The 2,404-nt window shown below is 65.0% G+C and carries 1 protein-coding gene; it reads right to left on the bottom strand.

Annotated elements, in window-relative coordinates:
* A partial coding sequence (locus tag EN750_RS29585; protein WP_145968028.1) for a ribonuclease E/G occupies window positions 1–2,404 on the bottom strand: 2,404 nt, incomplete at both ends.

The raw sequence follows: 2,404 nt of genomic DNA, 5'->3' as shown, positions 1-2,404 counted from the left end.
GTGCAGCAACGACCGGCTCGCCGGCGATCACCTCGGTTGCCCGGACTTCGCCTTCAGGCGCGTCTGCTGTTTCGCCAGCACTTGCCTCAGCCTCGCCTTCACCGTCTTCGCGACGGTTGCGCTTGCCGCCGCGCTTGCCGCGCCGGCGCTTTTTGCCCTGGCCTTCGTCCGAAGCTTCAGCTGTCTCAGACGTTTCGGCAACACCGACAGGGGCATTGTCGTCCGTTTCCGTGTCGCCATCGCTGGCGGCCGAGTCCGGGTCCGAAAACTCACCGGCCGGAGCCGAGACGGAAGCACCGTCCGCAGGGGCGCCATGTTCGCGATCGCGATCCTTGCCGCCGCGCCGGCGCCGACGCTTGCGGCGCTTGCGGTCGCGGCCGTCGCCTTCCTCGCCACCGGCAGCGGGCCGGGGCTGTTGTTGCTGCGGCTGCTGGCGTGGCTGTTCGGCCTGCACCGGCGCCTCGTCATCTTCCTCGACGACGACAATCTCGTCCTCGGGCTCTTCCGGCTCGACATAGGCCGGGAAGCTGCGCGCCTCGACGAAGCCTTCCGGCTTTTCAGCCAGCGCGCCGCGGAAGATCGCATAGTGCTGCGAACCCACCGAATCGTCGGCCTCGACGGTGATCGTCAGCCCGAAGCGGCTTTCGAGTTCGACCAGCGTGCCGCGCTTGTGATTGAGCACGTAGAGTGCGGTCGCCGCCGGCGTCCGCACCGTGATGTGGCTGCGGGAATCCTTGAGCAGGAATTCCTCAATCGCCCGCACCACCATCAGCGCGACCGACGAATCGGAGCGCACATGGCCGGTGCCGCCGCAATGCGGGCAAGGCTTCATTGTCGATTCCAGCACGCTGGCGCGGATGCGCTGGCGGGACATCTCCATCAGGCCGAAATGCGAGATACGGCCGACCTGGATGCGCGCACGATCGTTCTTGAGGTGATCCTTCAACCGCTTCTCGACGGAGCGGTTGTTGCGGTTCTCCTCCATGTCGATGAAGTCGATGACGATCAAGCCGGCGAGATCGCGCAGCCTGAGCTGACGCGCGACTTCCTCGGCCGCTTCCAGATTGGTGTGGAGTGCGGTGTCCTCGATCGAGTGCTCCTTGGTGGAGCGGCCCGAATTCACATCGATGGCAACCAGCGCCTCGGTCTGGTTGATGATGATGTAGCCGCCGCTCTTCAGCGTCACCTGCGGCTGCAGCATGCGGTCGAGCTGTGCCTCGATGCCGTTGCGCACGAAGATCGGCGTCGTGTCGCGGAACGGCTGAACCACCTTGGCGTGGCTCGGCATCAGCATGCGCATGAAGTCCTTGGCCTCGCGATAGCCTTCCTCGCCGGAGACAAGAATCTCGTCGATATCCTTGTTATAGAGGTCGCGCACCGAGCGCTTGATCAGGCTGCCTTCCTCGTAGACCAGGGCAGGGGCCGTGGACTGCAAGGTGAGATTGCGGACATTTTCCCAAAGCCGCATCAGATATTCGTAATCGCGCTTGATCTCGGCCTTGGTGCGGCTCTCGCCGGCGGTGCGCAGGATCACGCCCATGCCCTGCGGCACTTCGAGATCGGCAACGACCTCCTTCAGGCGCTTGCGGTCGACCGCGCTGGTGATCTTGCGCGAAATGCCGCCGCCACGCGCCGTGTTCGGCATCAGCACCGAATAGCGGCCGGCAAGCGACAGATAGGTGGTCAGTGCCGCACCCTTGTTGCCGCGCTCTTCCTTGACGACCTGCACCAAGAGGATCTGCCGGCGCTTGATCACTTCCTGGATCTTGTACTGGCGGCGCACCGGCTTGCGGCGGTTGCGCACTTCTTCCAGCGCGTCCTCGGCGCCGACCGATTCGACCTCGTGATCGTCCGGATGCGAGGACTGCACTTCTTCCAGCATGCCGCGATCATTGTCGCCGGAGGTCGCCTCGCTGCCTTGTTCGGCCTGCGGAACGGCTTCGGAAATCACATCGGCCTCGACCGAGGCGGCGATCGACGTCGGACCGCCTTCGCGGGTTTCGCCTTCGTCCTGCTCGGCGGAATCCTGGCCATGTTCGGACGCATCGGCATGTTCGGACGCATCGGCCGCATGTTCGATGATCTCGGACGTGTGCGAGATCTCCTCGAAACCAGCGTCGGCGCCCTCTTCCGCCTCGTCGGCAGTGTCGCTTGCCTCGCTGGAATCGGCTGCATCGCGCTTGTGCTCACCCCGGTCGCGGGGCTTGCCGCCGCGCCGGCGGCCGCGCCGTCCGCGATCGCGGCTCTGGCGATCATCGCCGTCGCCGTCCTCGTTCTCTTCGTCCTCAGCCTCCTGCGCTTCCGCGCGCAGCAGTGCCTGACGATCGGCGACCGGAATCTGGTAGTAGTCGGGGTGAATTTCACTGAAGGCGAGAAAACCGTGACGGTTGCCGCCATATTCGAC

Origin of the sequence: Mesorhizobium sp. M7A.F.Ca.ET.027.03.2.1 (assembly GCF_003999175.1) — a bacterium.
In the GTDB taxonomy this organism is placed as follows: Bacteria; Pseudomonadota; Alphaproteobacteria; order Rhizobiales; family Rhizobiaceae; genus Mesorhizobium.
Note: the sequence above shows the minus strand (reverse complement) of the source record. Positions and strands in the feature narration are given on the sequence as shown.